Origin of the sequence: uncultured Dokdonia sp. (assembly GCF_947492535.1) — a bacterium.
In the GTDB taxonomy this organism is placed as follows: domain Bacteria; phylum Bacteroidota; class Bacteroidia; order Flavobacteriales; family Flavobacteriaceae; genus Dokdonia.
In genome coordinates, this window is sequence record NZ_CANLNH010000007.1 from 46,755 (window position 1) to 72,218 (window position 25,464).

At 34.8% G+C, this 25,464-nt stretch carries 25 protein-coding genes; 22 read left to right on the forward strand and 3 right to left on the reverse strand.

The window, feature by feature from the left end:
- Positions 1-29 precede the first annotated feature (29 nt).
- From Q1A60_RS11005 to Q1A60_RS11040, 8 genes are all read left to right on the forward strand, one after another.
- The gene (locus tag Q1A60_RS11005; RefSeq protein WP_299765509.1) at positions 30-440 is read left to right on the forward strand and encodes an META domain-containing protein; all 411 of its coding nucleotides are present in this window, start codon (positions 30-32) and stop codon (positions 438-440) included.
- A 178-nt stretch (positions 441-618) separates the two neighbouring features.
- Complete coding sequence (locus Q1A60_RS11010; RefSeq protein ID WP_299765511.1) at positions 619-1,251, forward strand: DUF937 domain-containing protein; 633 nt, start codon at positions 619-621, stop codon at positions 1,249-1,251.
- A gap of 167 nt (positions 1,252-1,418) precedes the next feature.
- Positions 1,419-2,948, forward strand: coding sequence for a serine hydrolase domain-containing protein (locus Q1A60_RS11015; RefSeq protein ID WP_299765514.1), 1,530 nt, complete (start codon positions 1,419-1,421; stop codon positions 2,946-2,948).
- Between the two features lie 229 nt (positions 2,949-3,177).
- Entirely contained in the window at positions 3,178-3,585 is a 408-nt protein-coding gene (locus tag Q1A60_RS11020) for a DUF6146 family protein (protein ID WP_299765545.1), read from the forward strand.
- 15 nt (positions 3,586-3,600) lie between these two features.
- Positions 3,601-4,122: a DUF6787 family protein gene (locus Q1A60_RS11025; protein WP_299765547.1), complete on the forward strand. Its 522-nt coding sequence runs from the start codon at positions 3,601-3,603 to the stop codon at positions 4,120-4,122.
- 2 nt (positions 4,123-4,124) lie between these two features.
- Positions 4,125-4,457 (forward strand): hypothetical protein, encoded by a 333-nt coding sequence (locus tag Q1A60_RS11030; protein ID WP_299765549.1) that lies wholly within the window; start codon positions 4,125-4,127, stop codon positions 4,455-4,457.
- Positions 4,458-4,499: 42 nt separating this feature from the next.
- Complete coding sequence (locus Q1A60_RS11035) at positions 4,500-6,902, forward strand: TonB-dependent receptor (protein WP_299765551.1); 2,403 nt, start codon at positions 4,500-4,502, stop codon at positions 6,900-6,902.
- Between the two features lie 53 nt (positions 6,903-6,955).
- Positions 6,956-7,519 carry a type 1 periplasmic binding fold superfamily protein gene (locus tag Q1A60_RS11040; RefSeq protein ID WP_299765552.1) on the forward strand — a complete coding sequence of 188 codons (564 nt, stop codon included), beginning with the start codon at positions 6,956-6,958 and terminating at the stop codon, positions 7,517-7,519.
- A gap of 370 nt (positions 7,520-7,889) precedes the next feature.
- Here the strand turns inward: Q1A60_RS11040 and Q1A60_RS11045 are convergent, their stop codons facing one another.
- Positions 7,890-8,720, reverse strand: a complete 831-nt coding sequence (locus Q1A60_RS11045; protein WP_299765553.1) for a peroxiredoxin family protein — start codon at positions 8,718-8,720, stop codon at positions 7,890-7,892.
- 404 nt (positions 8,721-9,124) lie between these two features.
- Positions 9,125-10,669 (reverse strand): NAD(P)H-hydrate dehydratase, encoded by a 1,545-nt coding sequence (locus Q1A60_RS11050; protein ID WP_299765554.1) that lies wholly within the window; start codon positions 10,667-10,669, stop codon positions 9,125-9,127.
- 364 nt (positions 10,670-11,033) lie between these two features.
- On the opposite strand from Q1A60_RS11050, the gene Q1A60_RS11055 reads away from it, so the two are divergent.
- The 4 genes from Q1A60_RS11055 to Q1A60_RS11070 all read left to right on the forward strand — a co-directional run bounded on the left by Q1A60_RS11055 (position 11,034) and on the right by Q1A60_RS11070 (position 15,306).
- Positions 11,034-13,889, forward strand: a complete 2,856-nt coding sequence (locus tag Q1A60_RS11055; protein WP_299765555.1) for a glycoside hydrolase family 2 TIM barrel-domain containing protein — start codon at positions 11,034-11,036, stop codon at positions 13,887-13,889.
- Positions 13,890-13,966: 77 nt separating this feature from the next.
- Positions 13,967-14,125 carry a hypothetical protein gene (locus tag Q1A60_RS11060; RefSeq protein WP_300007708.1) on the forward strand — a complete coding sequence of 53 codons (159 nt, stop codon included), beginning with the start codon at positions 13,967-13,969 and terminating at the stop codon, positions 14,123-14,125.
- Positions 14,126-14,218: 93 nt separating this feature from the next.
- Entirely contained in the window at positions 14,219-14,395 is a 177-nt protein-coding gene (locus Q1A60_RS11065; RefSeq protein ID WP_299765558.1) for a hypothetical protein, read from the forward strand.
- Positions 14,396-14,670: 275 nt separating this feature from the next.
- Entirely contained in the window at positions 14,671-15,306 is a 636-nt protein-coding gene (locus tag Q1A60_RS11070; RefSeq protein ID WP_299765559.1) for a CPBP family intramembrane glutamic endopeptidase, read from the forward strand.
- Positions 15,307-15,397: 91 nt separating this feature from the next.
- Here the strand turns inward: Q1A60_RS11070 and Q1A60_RS11075 are convergent, their stop codons facing one another.
- Positions 15,398-16,069 (reverse strand): class I SAM-dependent methyltransferase, encoded by a 672-nt coding sequence (locus Q1A60_RS11075; protein WP_299765560.1) that lies wholly within the window; start codon positions 16,067-16,069, stop codon positions 15,398-15,400.
- 117 nt (positions 16,070-16,186) lie between these two features.
- Here Q1A60_RS11075 and Q1A60_RS11080 point away from each other — a divergent pair, with 117 nt between their 5' ends.
- From Q1A60_RS11080 to Q1A60_RS11125, 10 genes are all read left to right on the forward strand, one after another.
- Positions 16,187-16,642 carry a GNAT family N-acetyltransferase gene (locus Q1A60_RS11080; RefSeq protein WP_299765561.1) on the forward strand — a complete coding sequence of 152 codons (456 nt, stop codon included), beginning with the start codon at positions 16,187-16,189 and terminating at the stop codon, positions 16,640-16,642.
- Between the two features lie 44 nt (positions 16,643-16,686).
- Positions 16,687-17,274 carry a Crp/Fnr family transcriptional regulator gene (locus Q1A60_RS11085; protein ID WP_299765562.1) on the forward strand — a complete coding sequence of 196 codons (588 nt, stop codon included), beginning with the start codon at positions 16,687-16,689 and terminating at the stop codon, positions 17,272-17,274.
- A 97-nt stretch (positions 17,275-17,371) separates the two neighbouring features.
- Entirely contained in the window at positions 17,372-17,725 is a 354-nt protein-coding gene (locus tag Q1A60_RS11090; protein ID WP_299684390.1) for a nuclear transport factor 2 family protein, read from the forward strand.
- 69 nt (positions 17,726-17,794) lie between these two features.
- A complete protein-coding gene (locus Q1A60_RS11095) occupies positions 17,795-18,373 on the forward strand; it encodes a YceI family protein (protein ID WP_299765563.1) in 579 nt (192 codons plus the stop codon).
- Between the two features lie 86 nt (positions 18,374-18,459).
- On the forward strand, positions 18,460-19,521 hold the full coding sequence (locus Q1A60_RS11100) for a 1,4-beta-xylanase (protein WP_299765564.1): 1,062 nt from the start codon (positions 18,460-18,462) through the stop codon (positions 19,519-19,521).
- Between the two features lie 16 nt (positions 19,522-19,537).
- Entirely contained in the window at positions 19,538-20,263 is a 726-nt protein-coding gene (locus tag Q1A60_RS11105) for a hypothetical protein (protein WP_299765566.1), read from the forward strand.
- A 122-nt stretch (positions 20,264-20,385) separates the two neighbouring features.
- On the forward strand, positions 20,386-20,763 hold the full coding sequence (locus Q1A60_RS11110) for an ester cyclase (protein WP_299765567.1): 378 nt from the start codon (positions 20,386-20,388) through the stop codon (positions 20,761-20,763).
- 38 nt (positions 20,764-20,801) lie between these two features.
- On the forward strand, positions 20,802-21,695 hold the full coding sequence (locus Q1A60_RS11115; RefSeq protein ID WP_299765568.1) for a TIM barrel protein: 894 nt from the start codon (positions 20,802-20,804) through the stop codon (positions 21,693-21,695).
- Between the two features lie 360 nt (positions 21,696-22,055).
- Positions 22,056-24,494: a bifunctional aspartate kinase/homoserine dehydrogenase I gene (gene thrA, locus Q1A60_RS11120; RefSeq protein WP_299765569.1), complete on the forward strand. Its 2,439-nt coding sequence runs from the start codon at positions 22,056-22,058 to the stop codon at positions 24,492-24,494.
- An 8-nt stretch (positions 24,495-24,502) separates the two neighbouring features.
- Positions 24,503-25,459, forward strand: coding sequence for a homoserine kinase (locus Q1A60_RS11125; protein WP_299765571.1), 957 nt, complete (start codon positions 24,503-24,505; stop codon positions 25,457-25,459).
- The last annotated feature ends 5 nt before the right edge of the window (positions 25,460-25,464 follow it).

The window sequence follows — 25,464 nt, forward strand, 5'->3', positions numbered from 1 at the left end:
TTAACACCCGTTTTTTAAATCCAAGAATTATGAAAACTGTATACCTTCTTTTTAGTACAATATTATTTTTTTCTGCTTGTAATAGCGCAAAAACAGATACTAAAAAATCTATACTTAAAAATGAAACTTATACAATAATAAAACTTATAGAAAACAACGTTTCTTCAACAAATATGTCTATTACCTTTAATGAAGAAACTAGTAAAATATCTGGAAACACAGGATGTAATTCGTATTTTGGAGATTATACATATAAAGATAATACCATATCTTTTTCAGGTGTAGGAGCTACTAAAAAATATTGTCCTAAAATCAGTAAGATAGAAAAGTTGTTATTAAATACACTTAAAGAAACGACACAAGTCTATAAAAACGCTACTGACGAAATCTTATTTAAAAATAGTGATGATAAGGTCGTAATCATTGCAAAACTACAATAACAACAAAATATAACACATTTATTTTTAGATATTTAATTAAAAAACGGTAGATGTAAAATATATTCACATCGACAAAAGGGTGTTTTTTACCGATAAAATGCATTTTAAAAATTTTAAACGCATCTTCCCTTAAATATTTCGTAAATTGAAACTATTAATAACTTAAAACAATAAAAGGATGTCAGGATTACTAGACTTATTAAATAGCCCAATGGGAAAGCAGATTATTAGCGGAGTGAGTGGGTCAACAGGTCAATCAGAAAGTGATACAGGTAATCTATTAAGTATGGCAATGCCAGTACTTATGGGTGCCATGAAGAAAAATGTACAAACACCAGATGGAGCAGCAGGATTAATGGGAGCATTATCTGGAAAACATGATGGTAGTATATTAGATAATTTAGGTGGTCTTTTTCAAGGAGGTGTAGATGAGAGTGTTCAAAAAGACGGGGAAGGAATTTTAGGACATCTCTTAGGAGGAAATCGTCCTACTGTAGAAAACGCCTTAAGTCAAAAATCAGGAATGGATGCTGGATCTGTAGGTCAGATTCTTAAAGTAGCTGCTCCAATTTTAATGGGAGTACTTGGAAAACAAACAAAACAAGCAGGCGTTAGTGATGCTAACGGAATGAATGCATTACTAGGTGGTATGTTAGGTGGACAACCTAAAGAAAACCAAAGCTTAATTTCATCATTATTAGATGCAGATGGAGATGGAAGCATCTTAGATGATGTAGCTGGTATGGTGTTAGGAGGCAGTAAAAAACAAGGAGGTCTTGGCGGATTATTAGGAGGTCTCTTCGGAAAATAAATCGTACGTAACTTAATCTATTATTTTAAAGTCACATGCTACTGCGGTAGTATGTGACTTTTTTTGTATCATAATGTCTCAATTTCGAACTATGAGACGTAATCCAATAAGTCATCATTAACTATTACACATTTATTTGGTAAAATTGCATCTACAAACATCAATCAATGAAATCACAAATCACACTCATCCTACTTTTTACTCTTCTTTTAAATAGTTGTAAAGAAGAAGAAAAAAAAGAAGTGTTTGTTACTACTTCTACCGATACATTCACTTCAGAAATAAATCACTTAAAAGAATATTTTCAAATTCCTGGACTCGCCATTTTAATTAAAAAAGGAGATACAACAATTCATGAAGGGTATTTAGGATATGCTACTATAACAGATAGTATCGCATTAGATAAAACAACAACAATTCCTATGGCATCCCTAACAAAAATATTTTCTGGAATTGTAATCATGCAATTAGAAGAGGAAAGAAAACTATCACTAGATGATCCTATTAATAAGTATCTACCAGACATGGGAGTTCCTGAGACTATTAAAATAAAACATATTCTCTCTCATACATCCCAAGGAGAAGTAGGCAAACATTTTTATTACAGTAGTCGCTTTGGAATCTTAACACCTATCATTGAGAAAGCAGCTGGATATCCCTTTGAAGATGCTATTCAGAAAAGAATCATCAATAAGCTTCAACTTACGAATACCTACCTATTAAAAGACTCTCTACAAATTAATTCTGAAAACAGAAAAATAGCAGCTCCCTACTTTTTAGGAGGTGATATGAAAGATGGTTTTTTTCTAAAAGAGACAAGAGGTGGGTTTATAGATTATGGATTCTCTGCATCTGCAGGAATAACGTCTACGGTTCATGATCTAGGAGTATTAAGTGATGCACTAGATAGTAATACTCTTATATCTAAGGCATCAAAAGAAAAAATAATGACTCCTTTTGCGAATGACTCCCCATATGGTCTTGGTATTTTCACACAAGAGTTTTTAGGCGAACAATTAATTTGGGGCTATGGTCAATATGATTGCTACTCTAGTTTATTACTTAAAGTTCCAAGTAAAAACCTCACTTTTATTATAGCAGCAAATAATAACTTGATGAGCGATCCTGCTCGTTTGATTAATGGTGATATCACTACTTCATTATTTGCAATGAGTTTTCTTAAAAACTATGTGTATCACTTTAATAATATGCCGCTTTTTGAAAATGCAAATTCATTAGCATCATTAAAAGACAAGATAAAAGGGGCTAAAAAAGAGTTTTACCGTCAAAAATTAATTGCGCAAGCATCTGCCGAAGCCTATATGACAAGGTTTGATAGTCGTAGTGGGGATAATAGCAAAGCTATTTTAAAGGAGTATTTTAAGCTATTCCCAATGAATGAGACAAGTAGTAATCTCACAATACTTTTCAATTTACAATTTCATAAAACGATTGCTAGTATGCGTGAAGAACCTGAATTCACTGCATTTGATACGGAATATAAAAAGATAGGTTCACAACTACTTTCTATAGATACTCACAATCCATATGCAAATTATTATATGGCCAACTATTACCAAACTAAAAACAATATAGATAGTACCACCTACTTCTATAAGAAAGTTGTTGATGCAGATAATTTCTCTCCATGGTGGTATACTCAAGAAGCACAACAGTGGCTTGAAAGTCAAAACTAGCTATCATTTTTTTAAAAACATATTTACTCACTCAAGATTTTATGACATACTCTTGAGTGATTTTTTTATATAAAAACCCAATCCCCTCACCCAAACTGCCTATTCCCTCATTTATCATTTCAACAATCATGTAAGTGCTATAGATTTGTTAACGACAAAGAGCAGTAATGATACTGCTTTACATTAACACAAGTTTTGAACTAAAATCAGTACATTTAAGATTATAATTATGAAAAAGATCGTTTACACTTTACTCCTAGCCACCTTTATTATAGGATGTGCTACCACCAATACTAAAAATGATATTGCAAATACTGCTGGAAATGCTTCAGATACGGTACGCATAGCAAATGATAGTTTAGAATTTGAAATTATTATCATAGAACCTGGATTTAATAATTGGTTAGTCACACAACAACCAAGAGGATATTATGTGCAACCCTATTTGGAAAATAGAAATTTAATGCGGGTAATAGAATATAATAACCGTGTATTGGAGAGCTCTCGATTTGATCCTAATATTTACTTACAGCAAATAAATTATGAACGAGGCATCGATTATGGTTACGAAGTAAATTATTTATTACATAATTGGTTCAACTTTTTTGAAAGACGTTATAAGCAAAAGCTACGATAGTCGTATTTTTGTTCTGTGATACAGAACATCAAAAATCGTTGGGAAATAACTCAAAATTGGCAATTCATCCATATTATTCTTGGTTTGATTGCCACTTTTTTTTCAGCATACCTCATCGCAAAAGGAATTATTAAATCTTTTGCTATTCAAAATGAAACCTATACGCTCGTGGCCATTAGTGTATGTACCCTATTTGTTGCTTTCATTTTATTAAAAATCACTTTTTGGCTATTTAAAAAACTATATAAACGTTGGGGTGTTAAGCAACGATGGCAACTTATCGCTATGTTTTTAGTCTTTGCTGTTACGGGATCTACTGCTGGGAAAGTTTCTGACCCTATTATGGAATTAATAGGACTAGCAAGAGAAACTACCAATGGATGGGTTTATTGGCCTGTTAGAATTGTGTTAATTTTCCCAATTTATCAAGTTTTATTAGTGATCTTTGGCTGGATATTTGGTCAATACAATTTTTTTAAGAACTTTGCGATCAAAATGGCCTCAAGAATGGGGTTTGGTTTTTTATTTAAAAAGTAAGCTTGCGTACATTTCGTTCACATATTATAAAAAATATATCGGCAATTGCCCTTATGTTCTTCTTATTACTGCCAACGGCAGTTAATTTTGCGCATAGTGCAGAAGGACATGACCATAGTGATCGTTGTGAGAATAAATCAGATACGCATGTACACGAAAAGAAGTTAGATTGCTGTCTTTGTGATGTTACACTTCAAGACAACGGCATTTTTAATTTCACAAAAGACATCATATTTGTCCCTTATCAGGATATTTTTGAAAAAACTATTCATACACAAACGGTATATCTATCTATATATCGTACTACAGAATCTAGAGGTCCTCCCTCATGTTAATAATACGCTACATTACGCTTTAGATTAACAAATTTTTTATTCATGAAACTTTTTATTATGCTCTGTGCAGTAATGTACAGTGCTATTAGTATAGCACAAAGCTGTACAAACACTCTCACAGGTTATGTTATTGATTTACACGATCAGGAAACTCTTGTTGATGCAACTCTCAGCATAGAGGAGCTAGGGAACACCATAAAAACAGATGCTAAAGGGAAGTTCTCTTTTAGTAATTTATGTAATGGTGCAACCTACACATTACGTGTATCTCATCCATTATGTAATACGCAAACCATTAACGTTACAATTAATGGAGATACGGAGCGTAGTATCAATATGGAACATCACTTAGAAGAACTAGGGGAAGTTTCTATTTCTGGAGAAGCCCGTAAAAATGGAGGGAAAACAGCTATTGAATCACAACTATCAAATGAAGACATCCAAGCCAACAGTGCTGGCTCTTTAGGAGATGCTTTAAATCAGTTAAGTGGTGTCTCTTCTTTAAATACGGGAAATACAGTTGTAAAACCTGTGATACAAGGATTACATAGTAGTCGTGTGGTTTTAATTACTGAAGGAACTCGATTACAAGATCAGGAGTGGGGTGTTGAACATGCTCCTAATGTTGATTTAAATAATGCAGGAAGTATTTCTGTTATCAAAGGAGCTGCGGGCTTACAATATGGTGGAGACGCCGTAGGAGGAACCATTATTGTCAATCCAAAGCGTATTCCTATTTCTGATAGTTTGTATGGAGAAACCCTTCTTACAGGCGTTACTAATGGACGTGGTGGTAGTGTAACAACTACGCTTACTAAATCTTATAATTCAGGATGGTATGCTAGCGTACAAGGAACTCTAAAGCGCTTTGGGGACTTTGAAGCGCCTGATTATATACTAAGCAATACTGGCGCTTTTGAACGCGATGCTGCAATTCGTATTGGAGTTAATAAGTATTCGTATGGAATTGAAGCTAGCTATTCTATTTACAATAATGAATTAGGGATTTTACGTGCCTCTCATGTAGGAAGTGCTGCCGATCTTGCAAATGCAATTACTAATACAGGTGTTCCAGCATTTACAGAAGATTTTACCTATGAAATAGATGCACCCAAACAAGAAATAAAGCATCAAGTGGCAAAACTAAATGCTTATAAGCGTTTTGATAATATTGGGAAGTTTAGTTTTCAATATGATTATCAGCAAAACAATCGCTTGGAATTTGATATCAGACGTGATAGTGAAGATGTACGTCCAGCTATTGATTTAGAATTAAGCACCCATAGCGCATCTTTAGATTTTGAATATACCGCAGATAATACGATAGATGCCAAAGCAGGAATTATAGGACGTTCACAAACAAATTTCCCGAATCCGCTTACGGGTGTTCGAAGATTAATACCAGATTATGATCGTATTGATTTTGGAGTCTATGCCTTAGGATCTAAGACATTTGATACTTGGACTATTGAAGGAGGGCTACGCTATGACTATAATTTTATAGATGCACAAAAATTTTACCGTACTACCTTTTGGGAAGCCAGAGGATATGATGTCTTATTCCCAGAATTAGTAGTGGAAGATTTAGGAACTCAGATTTTAACAAATCCAGAATTTACCTTTCATAATATATCGGCTACTGCTGGTATAGGGTATGATTTTAATGATTTATATAGTCTAACAGCAAACTATGCGCTTTCCAATAGAGCCCCTAATCCATCAGAATTATTTAGTGATGGCTTACATCAAAGTGCCGCTCGTATTGAATTAGGAGACATTAGGTTTGATAAAGAAACCTCTAATAAGGTATCTGTTGCGCTTTCGCGAAAGCATAAAAATTGGTCATTTACGGTAGCTCCATTTGCTAATTTTATTTCAGACTTTATCTTGATAGAACCTACCGGAAGTCAGCAAACATTACGTGGTAATTTCCCCGTCTGGGAATACCGTCAGACTGATGCACGACTTTTAGGGGTAGACATTGATAATCAATTTCGCGTAAGCGAGCATATTAGTATTAACAATCAACTATCTGTTGTTAAAGGACAGGATACAACACTGGATTTACCAATCATCAATATTCCTCCTGTAAACACAACAAACCGTATTACGTATACAAAAGAAAAATGGCATAATTTAAAAGTATCTGTTGAGAGTTATTATGCCTTTAGACAAAATGAATTTCCAGATACTAATTTTGAAATTTTTATTGTCGAAACCGATAGCAATGTATTAGTAGATGTAAGTACGCCTCCTGATGCCTATCATTTAATTAATCTAAGAGGTCAACTTGATTTTGTAGTTAATAATAAATCTACACTGCAAGTAGCACTAGCGGTTACCAATCTTTTTGACACTTCATATCGTAATTACTTAAACAGACAACGCTTTTTTGCCGATGACCTTGGTAGAAATGTGAGTCTACAACTCAAAATAAATTATTAAATCAAATCAAGTAAACAATTAAATTAAAAACAATTAAATTAAAAACAATTATTATGAAAACTATTAAATCTATGAAGACCTTTATGATTGCATTGGTAGCAGGAATTATCGCAATTTCTTGTTCTAGTGACGATGATAACACGCCAGAAGTTATTAATGAAGAAGAGGTTATCACAACAGTAAGAGTTCAACTTGCTAATGACGTAGGCTTCACAACTACTTTACAAAGTGTAGATAGTGATGGTGACGGACCTGAAGCTCCAGTAATTACAATAGAAGGAGATCTATTTGCAAATACAACATATACAGGTGTCGTTACTTTTCTAAATGAAACAGAAAGTCCTGCAGAAAATATTACGTTAGAAGTTGCAGAAGAGGCAGATGAACACCAAGTATTCTATACACCTGCAGATGGTCTTAATATTACTACAGTATATAATGACCAAGATTCTAATGGTAATCCATTAGGAATTTTATTTACATTAACTACAGGAGAAGCTAGTAATGGCAACTTTACAGTAACACTTCGTCATGAGCCAACAAAACCAAATAATGGTCTTGCAGATGCTGGAGGAGATACGGATGTAGAAGTTACATTTGATGTAACTATTCAATAAAAACAATTTATAAGGAAAGCGGTTGCATGATTAGGAACATAGCATATATCACAATTGATATAGTAACCGCTTCCTTTTTAAATAAAATACTTATACTCAAAAGCTATACATGCAATAACATTGTTAGTATAGCATAAAAATAAATATTTTGATTAGCAAGGCGGTTACCCTTTGATTAGTAACCAAGAATATCGTAACCGCCTTCATTCAAAATAGTGTAATACACTACTTATCTACTAATCATTTATACGCTCCTGACTGCCGGCAAAGGCAGATTCGCGAAATTTTATATAGAGTTAATTCTTTTTGGTTGATTTGTATAGAATGACAAGTTAAGAATAATTTACTTGTTATTAATACTTCTTAGTACTTAGACATACTCCAAAAAGAAATCGGGTTCTGGACGTACACGATAATTATCGGTGACATCTGCAAATTGAATAACCCCCTCTTTATCCGTAATAATTACAGTTGGTAATACAGTATCACTATCATACCCTAATACTTGAAATCCAAACGGAATCCCATTCTTAGAAGTAATCTTAAGTTGCTTGGCAGCAGCATTCTTAACGTCCGTTAAAAATTGAAACTGTAAGCCATGTTTCTTTGCTAGTTTTTCTGAAAACCCATGAGGCTGCGGACTTACAAAAACCATATGTACTCCTTTCTCTTCAAGGGTTTTATATTGATCTACAATCTCCTGAATTTGTGCCATACACAACGGACACCAATTACCTCTATAGAATAAAAAAATGGAAGGCTTGCCTATAAACGAAGTAGAAGACACCAGCGCTTTTTGATTGTTTTCTAGTGTAAACTCGGGAAGTGTATTTCCTACTTGGACAACAGATGTATCTCGATTTCGAAACACCGAATACCATACAAGATATAACCACCACCCTACTATTAATAGTGATACATACACATATTCTCTAAGTTCAAAAGTAGTCCTACCTACAATAGTTAATACAAGCCCAATCGTAATGGTTACTGTATATAAAACTAGAAATCTACCAGTACGAGCACGTGGCATTACAAATAAACCTATGAAAAATACAACAACAGATATCGCAATGATCATAAGACCTACAGCTCCTAATTTTGGCTCATTCTGTATAATTTCCAAATTATACTTACCCGCCACATATAATGCGAATATTGGGAAAACAGAAATAAAAATAGATTTTAGTAGATTTTGCATAAAAGATTTATTTGAGGACTAAGTAGTAGGAATTAAAGTTTCATTACAGTGTAATATCTATTTACTTTGTTCATTTTTTTCATTGCCAAAAAAACGAACCAAAAAATGCTAGGCTCAAACGTACTTTACTAAAAACTTTATTCGTTACAGCGCAAAATAAAACTATTTCAACAGAAGGGTTTTATGTATTAAAAGAGAAAGTAAACTTTATCTTAGAAACCAAGTGAATATACTATTTTGCTTAACCTTTCACTCATTTCGTTTTTGACGCAAAGTGCGTTTAGGCCATTACAAAGTTTGTATTATAATAGATTATATACCTCTTTTTAATTCTAATATTCAGTACTTGGTATTTATTTCTAATATAGAATTAGAAAGCTAAATGATTTGTCGCTATAAGCAATCTATCCTTCCTGTTGTTGTGGCGGTTGTTCTGGCTTGGCAAATAAATCCATATAAGCTCTTCCTAAAAATTCGGTGACATCACTAGCCATTAAGCCTTCAATTCCATATTGATTAATCGCAATATCAGCAGCTCTACCATGAAAATATACGCCCATCAATGCAGCTTCCATAGGATGATATCCTTGTGCTAATAGTCCTGTAATCACACCCGTTAAAACATCTCCGCTTCCTGCGGTTGCCAGTCCTGGGTTTCCAGAATCATTAATATATAACTTCATATCGTAGGTAGTAATAGTATGTGCCCCTTTCATAACAATGGCGATATCGTGTTTTTTAGCAAACTTGGCTGTTTTTTCTAAACGATCAAAGTCGTCTTCCCAAGTCCCTATTAAACGTGCTAGTTCCCCCATATGAGGTGTTACTATAGAAAGTGCTGGTACTTCTGCTAAAAGTGCTGGATTGGCTGCAATGATATTAATCGCATCAGCATCTATGACTATTGGATTTTTTTGCGCTTTTAGAAATGCTTCCATGGCTTTAGCCGTTTTAGGATCGGTACCCATGCCTGGACCAATTCCAATGGCATTAGCATCTGTTTGGAAATCAATTTCTTCAAAAACCTTTCCATTAAAGTTATCCGTTTCGGTCATCACTTCTGGAATAGCCGTTTGTAAAATAGGCACGCCTATTTGTGGTACATAAGCAGTCACCATACCACTTCCAGCTCGCATGGCCGCTTTACTAGCGAGTACAATGGCCCCCATTTTTCCATAACTCCCTCCTATCAGTAAACTATGGCCATACATCCCTTTATGTCCAAACTGACCACGACTACGATACATCTGAATGACTTCTTGTTTTCCTATCAGTTCAACATCTGTAGGAGTTGTTGCTAAATATTCTGGATCCAATCCAATATCTAAGATATCCCATGCCTGCATGATCGGTGCCGTCATTGGTAAAAAGAAAGGTAATTTTGGCGCTTGAAAACTCAATGTAAATCGGGGTTGGATGATCACATCTCCTTCTTGAGGTGCCATATCCATATACATTCCAGAAGGGATATCAATACTCAATACATACGCATTGGATGCATTAATCGCTGTAAAAAGTGCTTTTACCCAATCTTGGACAACCCGATTGAGACCTATTCCAAAAATAGCATCTACGACAATATCCTGCGGACTAATTACAGGGAGTTCGTCTCCTTCATTAATCACTATGGGCCAATTTTTAGTAGCCGATTTTAAACGACTATAGGCTTCTAGAAAATCAGGAACACGCTTCGTATTATAATTTACTAAATAGGTCGTAACATTATAATTATTTTCGATAAGGTATCGTGCAAGTACCATCCCATCACCTCCATTATTTCCAATCCCACAGAATACTTTAATAGGTACTTGTCCTCCTTTTAAACGTTCGTGTACCCACTCGTAGATATACCCTCCTGCACGTTCCATCAAATTGATAGAAGGAAGGTTTTCCTTTTTTACGGTTATCTGATCTGCTTCGTATATCTGTTTTCTACTGAATATTTTCATGGAGTATTATTTCTTTTATAGATTAGAAAATCGCTACGATCTCTTTGTTGTAAAAATACTACTTTTTTGGAGCTCTCTGGGAGTTGTTTTCTATACGCTTTCGCGAAAGCGTATAACATAACAATTAGAACATATCAACGATTCATTGCAGCTATAAAACTAGCGACTAAATATCTTTCACCTAAACACTCAAAATATTCAAAATATTCAAAATTCTTAAAATCAATATTTTAAATTCACATTCCAAAATATTATAGGCACTTTTCTAGTATACTTATAAATACATTTCTTCTTTTCTTAGGTTGGGCATTTTATTTAGTGTACTTTCAAAATCCTTTAAAAAAAACCATCCTAAAAATCCTTTATGTCAAATTCTATTATACGAGTTCAACCCAAAATAGGTCAGCCACAACTTTTAAATTCTGAAATTATACCTTGGCAACTCGTAAAAGATATCATTACTTCTTCTGAAACAGAAAAAGCAGTAGCAATCAAAAAACAAGGGATTGCATATTCATTACATGGAATTGATTCCGAAAAAAGTATGCCTGCTACTGTCCCTGGCACTGTCTTAAACGCTGTATTAAGGGATAAAAAATGGCTAAAAACCAATATACTAAACCAAGAACAGCTAGTAAAAGAAGGTAAAACTGTACATACTGATTTCTTCGATCCTTTTTTTGACACCAATCAGCAATTTATACCCGATGTATTTGACAAAGGAATTGAATTTTACACCTATTGGTATTACGCAGAATTTTCTTTAAAAAATGTAGCGTCAAATCAACGTCTTTGGTTGAATTTTAGAGGTCTTAATTATACTGCAGATGTATTTGTAAATGGAGTTCAAAAAGGAACCCACTTACAAGGTATGTTTTTACGAAATTCATTTGATATTACTGATTGTCCAAGTAAAGACGGTGTATATAGAATTGCCGTTCGAGTTGAACCACCATCTACGCCTGGAAAACCAACTTTAGCAAATAATGGAGGTGTTCTTAGTGTACCAAATATTGGAGAATGTGTCACCATGCGCCATACGGTAGGTTGGGATTGGACCATTTCTATTCCAGATAGAAGTACAGGAATTTGGGATCAGGTATCACTTACTACCACCAAAACATTAGTGATCAAACATCCTAAAGTAACAACAAAAATTAAAGGAACGACAGCTATAGTCACTATTCAGACACAAGTATATAATCCAACTAACGAGCAACAAACAGGATTTATAAGCTATGAATTGGATGGGAAAACACATCAGAAATCAGTAACGGTTAGTGCTGGAAAAACACTACTAGTTGACTTTCCTCCTCTTGAAATACCCAATGCCCGTTTGTGGTGGCCACATGGAACTGACCCCATAAACCCAGAAAACAAGCCTGAGTTATACGAGCTTAATATATATGCTAGTACAGCAAAAGAAATGAATGATACATCGCTTTCAGATCAACATACCATGAACATCGGAATGCGAGAGTTTTCAAACGAATTGGTCAAAGTTGCAGTTCCAAATGATACAACTGGCGAGAAGACAAGAAATAGTCGTCAGTTTCTTGTAAATGGATTACCTGTCATGATTCGTGGTGGAAATTGGATGGGAATGGATACCTTATTTAGAAATAATGCAACGCGTTATAAAAATGAAGTCCGTATGCACAAAGAAATGAATTTAAACTTAATTCGCGTTTGGGGAGGTGGACATATTGAGCGTCCAGAATTTTATGAAGCTTGTGATGAATTAGGAATTATGGTGATGCAAGAATTCTGGTTTTCTAGTGAATTTATATATGAAGATCCTGAAATACCAGAAAACTATAAAACTACATTTACCCAATGCGCTATAGATACCATACAGATGTTAAGAAATCATACAAGCTTACTGTTTTGGTGTGCCGCTAATGAATCAAAACCTCCTACATCTTTACTTACAGAATTAGAAAGCTATATAGGAGAAAAAGAAGAGGCTTTATATGATACTACCCGACTGTTAGTTCATAATTCTTTAGATATAAATGGAAATGGATACCCTGGTACAGACGGACCATATGGGATTTTAGAACTGAACAATTATTTTAAATGGTTGCCTGACGGATATACCAATTCGTTCAATCCAGAAATAGGGTCTTTAGGAATCCCTACGGTAGAAAGTATTCAAAGAATGATTCGAGCAGAAAATTTAACCTCCGTTCCTGAAGAATATGCAGTCTTTAAGAACACAGGCAAAAACCATCCCATCGTAAATGAAAGTTGGAAACAATTAAAATATAGTCAGTATATGATTGATCATAATGTGCAAAAGCCTAGTGATCAAATCTACACATATGGAACCCCAAAAGATATCGAGGCTTATTGTGAACGCGCACAACTTGCTAATCACCTACATTATAAAGAACTATGGGAAGGTTATTTATTGCATATGAAGGAATGGTATACTGGATTAATTATTTGGAAATCTCAAGGTTGTTGGACAGGTGTAAGAGCGAAGTTATACGATTGGTTTTTAGAACAAAACGGAGGTTTTTGGGGAGTAAAAACCGCTTGCGAACCAATACACGTACAACTAAATCTAGAAAATTATCCTACAGCAACTAGTTATGACGTGCATGTTGTAAACCAAACAATCCATGAGTATAAAAACCTCAATCTTCACTGGGAAATTTATGATGTAAAAGGTAGCATTGCATCAAAAACAATTCCTGTAAAAACGGAAGATGGCACCAATACCGTGTGTAAAACTAGTACTACTAAAATTGCAACTTTAGCCATTAACGATCTACTTACTTCATTAGACCCTGATCTATACTTTGTTATTTTAAAATTAGTAAACGGACAGAAAACAATGTCTCGGAATTTTTATTGGTTGAGTAAAAGTGGAGACTATCAACCGTTGGATTCCTACAGTACAGCATCACTAACTTATACTGCAAAAGGTCAAAAAACAACCCAAGGCAATTATACACTGCAAACAACATTTAAAAACAATAATAATCAACTCTCTTTTTGGAATCGTTTGCAAGTAAGGAAACCAAGTAAAACAGGTGAAGACACAAGGATATTACCTGTGTTTTATGAAAAAAATTATTTCTCATTAGCAAGCCAAGAGCAGCTATCTATCACTATAGAATTCCAGCACGATCGAAAAGAAGGAATCCCTGAACTATGGATCAGAGAATGGAATCAAAAATGGGTGCAAATACCTATCAATTGGGGGAAATAATAATTTCTTAGACAGATAATGATATCCATCTACAGCGTATCAAGATCAAAAAGGTGTACTAACCGGCACTTATAATTTTGATAAAATCGCTCACAAATGGGGGAGAAATGCCTATAAAGAAAAGAGTGCATTATGCACGAGAAAATGCTAAGAAATTTAACGAGAAGTTTGGAGAGGGATTACATGATGGTATAGCAATTGCTTGGCAAAATATGCCATACATTAAAGGAGGTTAGACCTATTGGCAAGCAATAGGAAAATCTGAGTATACTGCAAAACAATATAATGCTATTTCTCAAGGAACGGGTATTTATGATGAAAAGAGCGGAATGCATAGTATCTCATGTTTCTTTATTGTAGGAGATCAAATCTCATCCTTACTAGGTTGGCAAGAAGGTGCTATTGCAGCAGCTATCAAAGTAATAAGTCGTATGGCAAAACCAGATTTGGAAATTACGTCTCTAAAACGTTTACCAGATACACGTTTAATGGTTGAAGGTGTTTAATAGCAAACAGACTATATGTATAGACAAGTAAATAGTAAACTATCTCGGAGCAAGCCCACGAGGTAGTTATACGAAACTGAATTTTAATTTCGAGGCAAGCCTCGGAGTAGTAAACCCTTTGGCAGCACCAATAAAGATGCGGTATAGAAACAATCTACATCGCATCTTTCATCATTTTATTTATCTCTTGAAAATAGTAACATATATCATAAATCAAAGACATATAACACATTATACTGTATAAAGTTATGTATAGTATTAAAATCTAGCGGTCAATGATATCAAGAAAAACATTAGAAATTATAGCAGTCTTTCTAACAGCTATTGGAAAGTTTGCTTTCATGGATTATTTAGAGTGGAGATTTCCCTATGTTACTGGAGCTTCTCTTTTTTGGATACTCTATATCTTATATCGATGGAGAGTCACTCCAGACATTTTTAAAGATTGGGGATTTAGAAAAGACAACTTTAAAGAGGTTTTAAAAATAGTATTGCCGTTTGGAATTATTGGAATACTTGTTATGGTTATTATTGGCAGTATTCAGGGAACCATCAACTTGACATGGCACATCATTCCTATTTTGATAAGCTACCCTATTTGGGGTACAATTCAACAATTTTTACTCATCGCACTTTTAGCAGGTAATTTGAGTGACTTAAAAATCCCTAAGCTTAGTAAACCAATTATCATTTTAATTGCAGCGTTTATGTTTGCTGGAGTACATTATCCATTTTGGTGGCTTATTATAGCTACGTTTATTCTTGCTATATTTTATGGTTATGTGTATTTAAAAAAACGTAATGTATATGTATTAGGGCTTTTCCACGGGTGGTTAGGCGGTATTTTTTACTATACTGTGATGAATACTGATCCCTTTTTAGATACGTTTGGAAAACTTATATATGGTTAAAATGCTGTATTCGCTTTCGCGAAAGCGAACTTGAGAGACCTCTTGCCGGTAGGCAGGTTCACGACCAAAAGGGAGAGCGTAGCGTTAAAGCTTAAAAAAGGGTATATAAATTTGTGACAATAATCCCATTACAATCAGGCAAAACAACAGTGACTAACTCTTTTACATCTTTTACTTTAAAATGAAATGGTGATGCTAGCACATCTACTCCACTTTGCTTTTTTAATCGGGTACCTTGCCCAGAAATAATATCTTTATTTGGAGTAAAATCTCCTTCAGGAAGATGTTCTGTAAAGAGTACATATTTATAAACCTTCAGTTTATCAAGAATACATTGTACCTCAGCATTGGATAGATGTTGTACTACTTGCCGCACAATAGCGCAATCTCCTGCAGGTAAATCATCCTGAGCAATATCCAAACAATGAAATTCTAAATTCGCTGCGCTATACGTTTTTTTATTCCGCGCAATAAGATTGGGTACAATATCTACTGCAATATATTTCTTAGTATAGGGTACTAACTCTTTTCCAATATTAAAATCACCACAGCCTAAATCACATACCGTAAGAGGCCTTTCAAAAGAGGTAAGAAAAGAAATAACGGCGTGTATATAAGGCTGTACAATATCTGGATGATGTGATCCTTCTCCAGAGTAATACGCTACTTCCCCACCCCACAAATTCATATCATAGATTTGTTCCATAGCATCTTTTGTAGGCCATGGTTTCTTTATTTTTCTTTTAGTTTGCTCTTCACTCATATACACCTACAGCCTTTTTCTATTTTTATACCTTTATACACATCTAATCATTCTAAAATAATATATTTATTCTTTTGTATGTGAAGATAGCATCGCATTACATATTCAATATAAAAAATGAATATAGAATTAATTACTAAGGATTGTATTTTTTTAGAAAAAGGCATTGTCTATTTCTGGAAACAATGGGGAAGTAAATCCAACTTTGACTTCTACAAAAACTGTATTGAAAATTCGCTATCTATTGATAATGCATTACCCAAGTTTTATCTTATGATAGAAAATAACACCATCATAGGTTCTTATGCTTTATTAACTAATGACCTCATCAGTAGGCAGGATCTCATGCCTTGGTTTGCATGTTTATATGTAGATAAAAAGTATAGAAATCAAGGAATTGCCAAAAAACTATTAGCACACGGCCTCAATGAATCCTATAAAAAAGGATATGATATGTTATACCTTTGTACTGATCTAATTGATTTTTATGAAAAATACGGGTGGAATTATTTTGACATTGGATACCATCTAAATGGTGATAAAACAAACATCTATTCTAAAGCAACCTCTTAAAATGGTAGTTTACTTTAAAAAACTAATGATCATAAACTAAACCTATGACAAATCCTCAACCAATTTTAGAGTATATCAAAAAGCACGTTGACTTAACTGCTGAGGAAGAGGAGATACTACTTTCAAAAATTACTGATAGAAGGTATCTCAAAAATCAATACATCGTACAACAGGGTGATATTTGTAAGACGATTAATTTTATTATTTCTGGATGTACAAAAATGTTTTATGTGGATGAAGAAGGACAAGAACATATCATTATGTTTTCTGTAGAAGATTGGTGGAGTTCTGATTTAGGAAGTTTTATCACACAAACGCCTGCCGACTTTAATATTCAATGTTTAGAGAATACACAACTTATTCAATTTTCGTATGATCATCTGGAAATATTATATAAAGAAATTCCTAAATTAGAACGTCTTTTCAGAAAAATTACAGAACGTGCTTTTGTGGCTTCACAAAAAAGGGTTGTTAGAAATTTTAGCCTTTCGGCGAAAGAACAATATCTCACTTTTAAGAATACCTACCCTAAAATAGAACAACGGGTTCCTCAATACATGATCGCTTCGTATTTAGGGATTACCAAAGAGTTTTTAAGTAAAATTAAAAGCCAATTGATTCAAGATCAATAAATGTTAATCTAGTTTAACATCATTTCATAATCTACTTCATTTTACACGTTTTGAATGTTTTGGACATTTGTACCATAATCATTTAAAACTAAAAAAGATGAACACATTATTAGAAAAAATCAGCACTATTAACGACATGATCTTAGAAGGAAAAGCTTTAGAAGCTTTTGACCAATTCTACCACGAAGATGTTGTAATGCAAGAAAATGACAATCCTATCATTGAAGGAAAAGCAGCTAACAGACAACGTGAAGAAGATTTCTTTGGAGCTATTACAGAGTTTAGAGGAGCAACGCCTCTAAAAGTTACTATTGGAGAAAATACCACCATGGTAGAATGGCACTTTGATTACACTCATAAAGATTGGGGGGTAAAAAACTATACGCAAGTAGCCGTTCAGGATTGGCAAGATGGAAAAATAATCAAAGAAAAATTCTACTACGGATCATAACACAACGATCCCAAAATACAATATACAATACACAATACACAATACACAATACACTAAAAATAAAACATCATGAAAAATTCAATTAAAAATATAGCAAGCATCGTACTTGTAGCATTGTTTACATTATCATTTACGACACCAGAAGAAACTAAAAAAGAAGTAAAAGCAGCAGAAAGCAGTGTTGTTTGGAAAGGATATAAAGTAACAGGATCGCATGAGGGGACCATTGCTATAAAAAATGGAAGTTTAATATTCAATGATTCCAAATTAACTGGAGGATCATTTATGATAGACATGCGTTCTATTGCTAATACCGATTTGGAAGGGGAATATAAAGGGAAACTAGAAGGTCACTTAAAATCGGATGATTTCTTCGGCGTTGAGAAATTCCCAACAGCATCGTTAGTTTTCACGAAAGTGAACGCTACTGGAAAAAACTCTTATGAAGTGACAGGAAACATCACTATTAAAGGACATACTGAAGTTATCACACTAGACCTATCTGTCTACGGAAATAAAGCTACAGCTTCCTTAAAAATAGATCGCACAAAATTTGATGTACGATACGGATCTACAAGTTTTTTTGACGGACTAAAAGACAAAGCCATCTATGACGAGTTTGACTTAGTCGTTGATTTAGTATTCTAAGGTCACACGATACATAGCAATCTAGCTCATTTTTAAAAAAGCGCACATCCCTAAGATGATGCGCTTTTTTAATATATTTATAACGAATGAATCATATATGTCTATACTCAAGCATTTTCTTTCTCATCTCTGTGATAGGCTATACACAAACACCTGCCAAATTTGAACCTGCAGATGGAAGCTGTTTGGTTTTTATTGGACAAGATCTGGAAGCTACTGGCGGTCTAGACACCTACACAAATGGCTATACCGATTTTTTTGATACTCCAGCAGGAATTACAGTCTATACGAATATCTCCCCTAGCGATGAATCTTTTGGTTATTATAACAGAGGTCTGGATGGTTTACAAACTAAAGCTAACTGGGGTGCTGGAGATTGTTGTGCACAATGCTACTTGGATGATCCTACGTATAAAAATACCATGATTTCTATAGGACTTTCTATTGTAAATCACGAAAAGAAAATTGGCAAAGGACAACATGATGCATATATAAAAGAATTAGGTAACTGGATTAAAGCGAGCAAACGTCCTGTCTTTTTACGAATAGGGTATGAGTTTGATGGGCATGATTGGAATCATTATAACCGAAAGCAGTATCTAAAAGCCTGGCAACGTATTCATACCTTATTTTCAGAAATGAAAGTAACCAATGTTGCTTTTGTTTGGCAATCTAAAGGGACGGGATCTGACCAAGAAACATTAAAAGACTGGTATCCAGGTGATGATCTGGTAGATTGGTGTGCCTACTCCTACTTTGGAAATCCCGATACCGAAATGCTCACGTTTGCTAGAAAACATAACAAACCTGTATTTATTGCAGAAGCCAGTCCTACTCTACAAACAGACAACTTGTTTTTTGACACCGATCTTAAAAAAGACATTATCGCTAAACGAGCGTGGCAACAATGGTTTGTGCCGTTTTTCAAAACCATTAATGATAACAAAGATGTGATTAAAGCCTTTAGTTATATCAATACCAATTGGTCAGAACAAGCCATGTGGAGAATCAATCCGACCTTTCAAAAAGTAGATTCTCGTTTACAGGTAAATCCCTATATTTCTAAAAAGTGGAAAGAAGAAATGGCTAGATCTAGATATTTAAAAGCAAGTGATTCGTTATCCAGAAAATTAAAATCAAATGACTAACAAGATGTTAGCCACTATGAAGAAAATAGTAACACTACTACTGTGTGTAATTACCACAACGATCTATGCACAATCCTTTGAAGGCACATTAACCTATAAAATTGAGTATGAGATTAAAACAGATACTTCATTTCCTGTGTCTAAAGAACAACTCTTAGAAACATTAAAAAAGTCTGAAGATTACTTTGATACACTTGTAGTACATATTAAAAATGGGAACTATGAGAAGGTTATTAATTCAGAAGAGAAAAAGAGAATTGTCTATACTTCTAATCAACAGAAAATTCATACCATCGATGATGGAGTTGATTATGTATTGATTCAAGATGCCAAAAAATATGCAGCAACAAAAATAGAATTTGAAAAACCAACCTTCACTAAAAATGATACAATTACCATGATCGCTGGAAAAGAATGTACATCTATTGTACTAGATTGGGACGGTACAGCACAAGAAACCTATTTCTATAATAACACGTTTCTAAATATTGACCCTGAATTATTTAAGGATCATCAGTTTGAATATTTCTATGATATTTTAAAACATACAAACTCCTACCCTACTCAAATTAATAAATCTTTAAATGGGCTTATGGAAATACGAATGATTTTAGTAGATCATGTTGCTGAAGAAATACCCGATTTATCATTTGCTATTCCTCCATTAGAACCTGCAGAAAAGGAATTCACTGAAATTATTAAAGGAACAACGGGACAAGATGTGATGCGAATTAAAAATTAGTATTTCTTTATTTGTTCTGTTTTTTTGGTTGTATACGCTCCTGCCTGCCGGTAGGCAAGTTCGCGAAAGCGAATACAACATATATCTTTATATTTAATATTAAAAAATAAATAGTACCGCAGATGAACCTCGAACAAAACAAACAAAACGCTATTGCCTTTTATAAAATGGCCTATGAAGGCAAACCAAAAGAAGCGGTAGATCGATATATTGGAAAAGAATACATCCAACACAATCCTGATGTAGCTGATGGTACACAAGGTTTTATAGACTATTTTGAACGCATGCAACAAGAGTATCCTGATAAGTCTATTGCGTTTGTTCGTTGTATCGCAGAAGGTGATCTTGTTGCCTTACATACACACCAAACATGGCCTGACAATGATCAATATGTGACCATGGATTTTTTTCGATTTGATACATACGGAAAAATCTGTGAACACTGGGATGCTATTCAGCAAATCCCTAAACAATCAGCCAATCCAAATACAATGTATTAAAACAATATATTTAATCACATATTCCTATCTTCATACCCATGAACAGAAGAACCTTTATTGAGTCTATGGGAATCCTAGGAGCAGCTTCCCTACTTCCTATCTCTTGTCTAGATATGCAACCCACTTCCAACTACAAATTAGGGTACCAGTTATACTCTATTAGAGATGAAATGGCAAAAGATCCTATCGATACCTTAAAACTTCTTAAGAAGCTAGGGTATCAAGATTTTGAAATCTATGGTTTTGATGCTAAAAAAGGCATGTATTACGGATATACAGCCACAGATTTTAAAATGATCATAGATGATTTAGGACTCACCATATCTAGTGGTCATTATGGGTTTTCAGAATTTCTAAATGCTCCCGAAGATGTTTTAATTCGTTTTGTAGATCAATGTATTCAAGGAGCCAAGACATTAAACAGTGCCTATATCACATGGCCTTGGATTGCTCCAGAGCAACGTACACTAGACAACTTTAAAATCATGTCTAAAAAACTAAACATCATTGGAGAACAAGTAAAAGCGGCAGGTCTTGGATTTGCCTATCATAATCACGGTTATGAATTTGACGATCATAATGGTCAAAATGGCTATGATATTATTCTTTCCGAAACAGATGCCTCTTTAGTGAAGTTACAAATGGATATGTATTGGGTGATGCATTCATCAAAATATACGCCAAAAGAACTCGTTGAAAAACAACCTGGACGATACACCATGTGGCATATTAAAGATATGGATACCAAAACCAGAGACTATACAGAATTAGGAAATGGCTCCATAGATTATACAAAACTCCTTCCCGATCCAGTTGCTTCTGGGTTAGAATATTATTATATAGAACAAGGCGGTAATTTTGCACAAAACTCTATTCAGAGCGCCACCGATAGTGCTACCTATTTTAAAGAACATCTACAGAAGTATTTGTAAACATCATACACCTTAGTAGCCTAACAATATTTTAAAAAGTGTAATAAAACCTGTCTTCATTTACACATCTCATAAAATAAAGAGCTATAATTTTTAATTCCATAAAAATCAGTAGTTACACTTGTGCTATAACCTAAAAAGAGTACTTTTAAACTATTGTACTGTATATGAAGACAACAAATTACATCCTTATTTCTTCGATTACCATTTCTACATTTGGTACAATTACCCCTTTGGGGTTATAGTCATTCATATCATCCATTGCTATATCCGTTTATCGGAATCACACTCATAAAATTAATAATACACTATACTATCAAATAATATTGATACAAAACCACCCATCATGTGGGCATTATCATGAGAATACTCAAATTTGGAGGCACTTCCGTCGGAAGTCCTGAAAACATACAAAAAGTCATTGCCGTTGTAAAAGAACGTGCTCAAAAAGAAAAGGTCGCTGTAGTCGTTTCGGCAGTAGGTGGCATCACCAATAAGTTACTCGAAGCAGGACACCTTGCAGCACAAAATGATACAACCTACACTATATTATTTCAGGAAATAAAAGACACCCATCTTAGCTATACGAAAGTACTAACACAAGATAAAGAAACCTTTGCACATGTAGAGACACTCATGAATGACCTAGAAGCCTTATTAAAAGGTATTTTCTTAATTCATGAATTATCTCCTAAAACCATTGATAAGCTTACGTCTTTTGGTGAACGTACTTCTTCTATGTTGATTACAGCAGCATTTCAAGAACAAAACATCCCTGCTCAGCATAAAGATACCCGTGATCTTATCATTACAGATACAGCACATACAAAAGCGGCTGTTCATTACGAGCAAACACATACTGCTATACAAGCGTATTTTAAAGACTCAAAAGCAACGATTACCATCTTACCCGGTTTTATTGCACGATCAGAAACTGGAGAAACTAGTACTTTAGGGCGTGGCGGATCCGATTTTACAGCAGCGATTATTGCCGCTGCCTTAAACGTAACGGCTGTCGAAATATGGACGGATGTAAGTGGGATGTATAGTGCCAATCCAAAGCTTGTAAAACAAGCGCAACCTATTGCGCATATTTCTTATCATGAAGCTATGGAACTATCACATTTTGGTGCCAAAGTACTCTACCCACCCACTATTGCTCCTGTGATGCAAAAAAATATTCCGCTGTACATCAAAAATACATTTGACCCTGAAGCCGAAGGCACCTGTATTTCTAATGAAACTAATGGAAAAAACAATCCAATAAAAGGGATTAGTCATATCAATGATATTGCTTTACTAACGCTGGAAGGTGCAGGTATGGTAGGTATTTCAGGGACATCAAAACGTCTTTTTGAAACCTTATCAACTGCAGATATCAATGTGATTTTGATCACTCAAGCTTCGAGTGAGCATAGTATTTGTATAGGGGTAGCACAAGAAGATGCACACCAAGCAAAAGTAGCTATAGAAACGACCTTTGCCTATGAGATAGCAATACATAAAATAGATCCTGTGATCGTCGAAGAAGGTCTAGCTATTATTGCGTTGGTAGGTGAAAAGATGAAAAGCCATCAGGGAATCTCTGGTAAAATGTTTCGCACGCTTGGAAAGAACAATGTCAATATCAGAGCGATCGCACAAGGCGCTAGTGAAAAAAATATTTCGGCGGTAATTGCAGACAAAGATGTAAAGAAAGCCCTTAATAGTTTACACGAACGTTTCTTTGAAGATCAACGCCAGCAACTCAACCTATTTATTATGGGGGTAGGAAATGTAGGCGGACGACTCATGGCACAAATCAAGCAACAGCAGCAATATCTTTTAGAGAATCTCAAACTGAATCTCCGTGTGATCGGGATTTCAAATAGCAGAACCATGATTTTCCATGAAGAAGGCATTGACCTTTCTACGTGGGAATCACAACTTGCAGCTGGTGAAAAAGCTGACGGTATACGCTTTCGCGAAAGCGTACAAAACCTCAACATACGCAACTCCGTATTTGTAGATATCACCGCCAATGAAGAAGTTGCCATGAGTTATGCGCATTATCTCCGTAAAAGTATTGCAGTTGTAGCCTGTAATAAAATTGCCTGTGCGAGCGAAATGGAAAACTACCGTTTATTAAAACGTTTAAGTAAAAAATACAATGCCTCATTTATGTTTGAAACCAATGTAGGTGCAGGACTTCCAATTATAGATACGCTTAAAAATCTTATCGCATCAGGTGATCGAATCACTAAGATTCAGGCAGTACTTTCTGGGAGTCTTAATTTTGTATTTAATAATTTTAAGTCGGGCGATAGTTTTCACGATGTCGTACAACAAGCAAAAGCAGAAGGATATACAGAACCCGACCCGCGTATTGATTTAAGTGGTGTCGATGTGGCTCGTAAAATATTAATTCTTGCCCGAGAAGCTGGATTAGAATTGGAGCTTGAAGACATTACTAACACACCTTTCTTAACACAGAATAATCTAGAAAGTACCGATGTTCCTCACTTTTTTGAAACCTTAAAAGAAGATGCATCTCATTTTGAAAAATTAGTAAGCGATGCGACTTCAAAAGGACATCGATTAAAATACGTAGCCCAATTAGAAGGGAATAAGGCGAGTGTAGGCTTGCAGTCGGTTTCGGCAGAAAGTCCGTTCTATCAATTGGAAGGAAAAGATAATATTGTACTTTTCTACACAGAACGATATCCAGATCAGCCATTAATAATTAAAGGTGCTGGAGCTGGCGGTGATGTCACCGCAAGTGGACTTTTCTCTGATATTATAAGATTGAGACAACAATAAGGGTTATTATGAAAGAAAATGAAAAAGAACTCCACCTTCACAGAGATGAAGTTAGGATATTTTGTCCAGCCACCGTCGCAAATGTCAACTGTGGTTTTGACACCTTAGGTTTTGCATTAGAAGGTATTGGAGATGAAATGGTATTTCGTAAAGTAACCACTCCTGGCGTTACGATTACCCTGATTACAGGCGAAGAACTTCCGATGGAAGCACATAATAATGTAGCTGGCGTTGCAGGCAATGCCATGTTGGAAGGTATTGAAGCAGATTTTGGCGTCGAAATAGAAATTCATAAAAAAATACGTTCTGGCAGTGGAATTGGTAGTAGTGCAGCCAGTGCAGCGGGTGCTGTTTATGGTATTAATCAATTACTAGATACTCCATTATCTAACCTAGAGCTGACTCGATATGCCATGAAGGGAGAAGCGCTTGCTAGTGGAAATGAACATGCAGATAATGTAGCACCTTGTATTTATGGCGGTACTACCCTTATTACTGGATATGATCCGTTACGTGTGATTTCGCTCCCTCCTATGGAAACGGTATATGTAGGAATTTTGCATCCGCATATTAAGATTGCTACGAAAGATGCACGAGCCATTCTCCCAAAAGAAGTGCCTTTAAAAGATGCCATTACACAAGCACAACGCCTAGCGGGTTTTGTAGCGAGTTTATACGAATGGGATAAGCAGTTATTTGTGGAAAGCGTTCAAGATGTTTTGGTAGAACCTCATCGCAAACAATTGATTCCGCATTTTGACGCGATTAAAACAGTGTCTAAAGAACATGGATGTATGGCATTTGGAATTTCTGGAAGTGGTCCTAGTCTTTTTGCGTTCGCTTTCGCGAAAGCGAATATAGAAAGCTACCTACATGCGAGTAAAACCTATTATAAACAACAACATTTAAACGTAGATACCTACTCCAGCCAGATAAGTGGCACAGGATGTCAAGTGATACAATAATAACT